Here is a 6,286-nt window from a genome sequence, read left to right as displayed (position 1 = left end):
AAAGCCGCAAAAAATCTACTATTATTATATCCGTAACTGGTATTGTGTTGCTAATAATTGCCGCAACGGCATTTTACAACTGGGATTATTTACAGTTGTACTATTGGAACGCGCGGTATAATAAACTAAACCCTGGCAATAAGTTATATGAGCGACCTGATTGGGTAAAGGATACACTGGATGTGGATCTTTTTAGATTGATACGCCCAATTACAGATAAAGATATTGATGATCAGCAGCTAACAGAATTGGAAAAAGACATTGCAAAAAAAGTATTAATTTCATCAACAAAAACTTATCTGCACAGAACATCCTGGCATATTAGTGCCGATAAGCTAATCAAACTCAAGTCTGCATATATTGGCACTTATCAAGGCAGCGATATTATGGATGATTTTATAAGCGGAAAAACATTTACGGGTTTATATTTTATCATCAACCCTAATGAAAAAGTGCTTGGTAAAGACAAATACGAGTTCCACAAACTGCCAAAAGGCTACACTTGGGCCAACGGGCCTTTTTATGTGAACATTTACGACATATCTGAAAAAGAATCGCCCGAGTTTAAGAAATAGCTGTTTTTATTAAAAGCTAACTTTACATATCATTTGGCCTATTTACAGGCTTAAATTAAAATTCAAACTATGCCAATTGGCATTTAAAACACAGTAAATATGGCGAATTATAATTCCGTTACCGACAATGAAATTGAACAGGCAAAAAAATATAAGGATGCCTTAGACGAACTACAGAAATCTGTAGTTGGCTTAAACAGCAAGCTGCCCTCCTTTGCCGATGGTTTAAAAGCCGGCCTGCAAGGCATTGGCGAAAAGTTGCCCCCACTGGTCGAAGTTTCCAACTTCGACCTAAAATTGGGCAAGAATTCCTCTTGCGAGGCCAATCTAATTTTTAAGCAGGTCTATTATAATTAAAAACTTATTTGCTTTTCCTAAATCACATGTTTATATTTACCAATAAAATTAGCAAATACAAACCTATGCAAACCGCTACACAAGTAACACCAGAGCAGGTAAAAAAGCCAAAAAGCCGCAAAAAATCTACTATTATTATATCCGTAACTGGTATTGTGTTGCTAATAATTGCCGCAACGGCATTTTACAACTGGGATTATTTACAGTTGTACTATTGGAACGCGCGGTATAATAAACTAAACCCTGGCAATAAGTTATATGAGCGACCTGATTGGGTAAAGGATACACTGGATGTGGATCTTTTTAGATTGATACGCCCAATTACAGATAAAGATATTGATGATCAGCAGCTAACAGAATTGGAAAAAGACATTGCAAAAAAAGTATTAATTTCATCAACAAAAACTTATCTGCACAGAACATCCTGGCATATTAGTGCCGATAAGCTAATCAAACTCAAGTCTGCATATATTGGCACTTATCAAGGCAGCGATATTATGGATGATTTTATAAGCGGAAAAACATTTACGGGTTTATATTTTATCATCAACCCTAATGAAAAAGTGCTTGGTAAAGACAAATACGAGTTCCACAAACTGCCAAAAGGCTACACTTGGGCCAACGGGCCTTTTTATGTGAACATTTACGACATATCTGAAAAAGAATCGCCCGAGTTTAAGAAATAGCTGTTTTTATTAAAAGCTAACTTTACATATCATTTGGCCTATTTACAGGCTTAAATTAAAATTCAAACTATGCCAATTGGCATTTAAAACACAGTAAATATGGCGAATTATAATTCCGTTACCGACAATGAAATTGAACAGGCAAAAAAATATAAGGATGCCTTAGACGAACTACAGAAATCTGTAGTTGGCTTAAACAGCAAGCTGCCCTCCTTTGCCGATGGTTTAAAAGCCGGCCTGCAGGGTATTGGCGAAAAACTGCCCGAGGTAGTACAATCGATGGTTAACCTTAATAAGCAGAACAAAGAGATGGCTGAAGCGGGCGGCAAACCTGTAAACATATTAAAACAACTTGCCTCGTCTATGTTTTCGTGGAATGGGCTGATATCTGTTGGTGTAACCCTGTTGGCAACTTATGGTGGCGCGTTAATAGATTGGGTTAGTGATCTGATTAAGGGTGAAACACATTTAACATCACTTGGTAAGGCTATGAAAGACCAGGCAACTATTCGTGACGCGCTATCCAGGGCCAATCTTAAAGGCAAAGAGGATGCCCAGCAGGAACTGGTGCATCTAAAACTATTGTATAATGCCACTCAAAATAAAACCCTCGGGGACGTTAAACGCAAAGAAGCAGTTGATGCATTAAAAGCGCAATACCCCCAATATTTTAAAGTTATTAAGGATGATATTATACTGAATGGCAAAGCCGAAACACAGTATCGGAAACTCGCCGCTGCAATAACAGCTACCGCACAGGCCAAAGCCGCCGAAGAAATGATGGTTGCCAACAGCAAAAGGCAAATAGGTAATAGTTTTAAAGCTCAACCGCTGGTAGCCCAGCTTAGTGATTATGATAAAAAAATAAAAAAAGCACAGGAGAAGTATGATAGTATAGAGGGGCCTGCGTTTGTGATGGGATATCCAGGATACAATCGAGACCCTAAAAACGAAGCATTACTCGCAATAAATGATCTAAAAAAACAAAAATCAGAAATACAAAAACAATACAATAATATCAAAACCGACTCAAAATTATTAGAAGGGCAAAATAAGCTTCTGACTGGTAGGGTAATGGAGGTTACGAAGGATAACGGGCTTGGAATGACAAATGGTAAAGGTGTACCCGATGAACCAAAGGGAAATGGTGGCGCCAAACCGAATAATAACTACAACATCACAAATAAGATAGCCGAGGAATCGGCGAATATTTTTGCCCAGTATAACAAAAGGGTAAACGAAACTAATACTTATTATGATAAGCTAAAGGCTAATAAGAAACTGTCCGTTAAGGAACAGCAGGATTTAGAAAAACAGCACCAGGAAGCGTTAACCCTGTTAAAAGCAGATTTTCAAAAAAATGACCTGGAGAAACTCAGCGATTTTGAACACCAGTTACAGCAAATTGTAATTGATAGTACGGAAAGCGCTCAACAAAAAGCCATACTACAGGCTGAGGAAGATAAAAATCAAAAACTGCAAGCCTTTGATAAAGAAACCGAAGTTATTAAACAAAGGATAATAGATGAGCAAAAGCAGTTAGCCGAAATAAAAGGTAAGGGCCACGCCGAAGATGAACGGCTACTTGATGAATCGATCAAAAAACAAAACGACATGCTTGCCAAGGCAGCCGGGGTACGTATAAAATACGAAGCTCAGTTAACCAAACAAGTAGAGACAGTTAAAAACGAAAATCCAAATCAGCCAAATAACGCAACAACCGCTAACACCGCCAACGAGGCGCAGCCTGCTAATAAGGAGGGCGACACAGCCCAACCTACCGACCCAACTTTAAAACAGCAACTTGTGTTACTAAAAGCCCAGCATGACGCTGCCATTAAAAACTCCAAACTAACACAGGAAGAGGTTAAAAAAATAGAGGAAGAATACGCCAAAAAGAAAGCCGACCTGGAAGATAAACTGGTAAGTTCAAAAATACACGCCGGCGATAAGTACATTGATGCGGTATTAAAAAATACAAAAAAGGATTCTGCAATTTACAAGGCGGCATTTATGGCCAAAAAGGCCACCTCTATTGCCGATGTTATCATCAGTACAAAAAAGGGAATCATTGGTTCGTTTGAAGGTTATGCGCATCTGCCGTTTATTGGACAGGCACTGGCAATAGCACAGGCTGCCATTATTGCCGGCCAGGGCGCGGCCTCAATAGCTGATATTGCCAAACAAAAACCAGGTTTTGCTACAGGTGGGCAATACATGTCTGATGGTCGTGGCGCGTTATTGCCCGGCTACAGTCGCACCGATAACACCAACGCCTTCCTGCGCAGCGGCGAGGCTGTGGTGGTGTCTGAAGCCATGCGCAACCCATGGGCGCGCAACCTGGTAAGCGCCATTAACGTTGCCCACGGTGGCAGGGATTTTTCGATACCCAACATGGGCCGGGGTTACGCAATAGGCGGCATATTTACCGATGGTGGCAACGCCAACCGCTACTATAACCAGCCCGTTAACGATGCCAAAGAACTGGCCAATACCCTGGCCTACCAGATGATCAACAACTTCCCCCCTATTTATGTAGACGTAAAGGACGTTAACAACCAGCAAAACATACTGGCCCAAACGGTTAACAGGGTTAATTTATAGTAGCAAGTATATAGTATCAAGTAGTTAGACAGACTATCCCTTTTGGAATCTTGATACTTGATACTAACTACTTGATACCAATCTCCATACTAACTACTTGATACTTTAATGAATATCCAAACAGCAAACACACTATTCGACGAGGGCATCCTTTCGGCCATGTATAAGGCCGGTTTAATTAACACCAAGGTATTCACCTACCGCGAGATCTACCTTTGGGTGAATGCCCAGGTGCAAACCCGCGGCATCACTAAAAACCAGGCAGTACTGGAAGCCGAAGTAAAATTTGATAAAGATGAACGCACCATATGGCGGGCATTGAATTGTTTTACGGCGTGATGAGGCGCGGGGTGTTGTGGTGCAAGGTGCGAAAAAATGGATACTGACAAGCTACTGTCACCATTACAATCAATAATAGTCCCGATATTTGTATAGTTCAAATCGTCTGAACCGGAATTTGTAGAATTAAAGAATTATCAGAATAAATAATGTAATTCAATAAATTCCAAAAATCCTCTGAATTCGAGTTCAGACAATCCTATTGACACACTTGTGTCACCATCACAATCAATAATAGTCCCGATATTTGTATAGTTCAAATCGTCTGAACCGGAATTTGTAGAATTAAAGAATTATCAGAATAAATAATGTAATTCAATAAATTCCAAAAATCCTCTGAATTCGAGTTCAGACAATCCTATTGACACACTTGTGTCACCATCACAATCAATAATAGTCCCGATATTTGTATAGTTCAAATCGTCTGAACCGGAATTTGTAGAATTAAAGAATTATCAGAATAAATAATGTAATTCAATAAATTCCAAAAATCCTCTGAATTCGAGTTCAGACAATCCTATTGACACACTTGTGTCACCATCACAATCAATAATAGTCCCGATATTTGTATAGTTCAAATCGTCTGAACCGGAATTTGTAGAATTAAAGAATTATCAGAATAAATAATGTAATTCAATAAATTCCAAAAATCCTCTGAATTCGAGTTCAGACAATCCTATTGACACACTTGTGTCACCATCACAATCAATAATAGTCCCGATATTTGTATAGTTCAAATCGTCTGAACCGGAATTTGTAGAATTAAAGAATTATCAGAATAAATAATGTAATTCAATAAATTCCAAAAATCCTCTGAATTCGAGTTCAGACAATCCTATTGACACACTTGTGTCACCATCACAATCAATAATAGTCCCGATATTTGTATAGTTCAAATCGTCTGAACCGGAATTTGTAGAATTAAAGAATTATCAGAATAAATAATGTAATTCAATAAATTCCAAAAATCCTCTGAATTCGAGTTCAGACAATCCTATTGACACACTTGTGTCACCATCACAATCAATAATAGTCCCGATATTTGTATAGTTCAAATCGTCTGAACCGGAATTTGTAGAATTAAAGAATTATCAGAATAAATAATGTAATTCAATAAATTCCAAAAATCCTCTGAATTCGAGTTCAGACAATCCTATTGACACACTTGTGTCACCATCACAATCAATAATAGTCCCGATATTTGTATAGTTCAAATCGTCTGAACCGGAATTTGTAGAATTAAAGAATTATCAGAATAAATAATGTAATTCAATAAATTCCAAAAATCCTCTGAATTCGAGTTCAGACAATCCTATTGACACACTTGTGTCACCATCACAATCAATAATAGTCCCGATATTTGTATAGTTCAAATCGTCTGAACCGGAATTTGTAGAATTAAAGAATTATCAGAATAAATAATGTAATTCAATAAATTCCAAAAATCCTCTGAATTCGAGTTCAGACAATCCTATTGACACACTTGTGTCACCATCACAATCAATAATAGTCCCGATATTTGTATAGTTCAAATCGTCTGAACCGGAATTTGTAGAATTAAAGAATTATCAGAATAAATAATGTAATTCAATAAATTCCAAAAATCCTCTGAATTCGAGTTCAGACAATCCTATTGACACACTTGTGTCACCATCACAATCAATAATAGTCCCGATATTTGTATAGTTCAAATCGTCTGAACCGGAATTTGTAGAATTAAAGAAT

The 6,286-nt window shown here is 37.8% G+C and carries 5 protein-coding genes; all 5 read left to right on the top strand.

Annotation, left to right across the window (positions count from 1 at the left end; genetic code table 11):
* The coding region (locus EWM62_RS19415) for a hypothetical protein (RefSeq protein WP_162499882.1) at nt 1-575 on the top strand (575 nt) is incomplete at its 5' end.
* Between the two features lie 99 nt (nt 576-674).
* Complete coding sequence (locus EWM62_RS19075; protein ID WP_129878277.1) at nt 675-932, top strand: hypothetical protein; 258 nt, start codon at nt 675-677, stop codon at nt 930-932.
* A 26-nt stretch (nt 933-958) separates the two neighbouring features.
* A complete protein-coding gene (locus tag EWM62_RS19070; protein WP_129875322.1) occupies nt 959-1,618 on the top strand; it encodes a hypothetical protein in 660 nt (219 codons plus the stop codon).
* Nucleotides 1,619-1,717: 99 nt separating this feature from the next.
* Complete coding sequence (locus EWM62_RS19065; RefSeq protein WP_129878276.1) at nt 1,718-4,222, top strand: kinetochore Spc7 family protein; 2,505 nt, start codon at nt 1,718-1,720, stop codon at nt 4,220-4,222.
* Nucleotides 4,223-4,330: 108 nt separating this feature from the next.
* Complete coding sequence (locus tag EWM62_RS19060; RefSeq protein ID WP_129878275.1) at nt 4,331-4,561, top strand: hypothetical protein; 231 nt, start codon at nt 4,331-4,333, stop codon at nt 4,559-4,561.
* Nucleotides 4,562-6,286 lie beyond the last annotated feature (1,725 nt).

The sequence above is a fragment of the Mucilaginibacter terrigena genome, assembly GCF_004168255.1.
Classification (GTDB): domain Bacteria; phylum Bacteroidota; class Bacteroidia; order Sphingobacteriales; family Sphingobacteriaceae; genus Mucilaginibacter; species Mucilaginibacter terrigena.
Note: the sequence above shows the minus strand (reverse complement) of the source record. Positions and strands in the feature narration are given on the sequence as shown.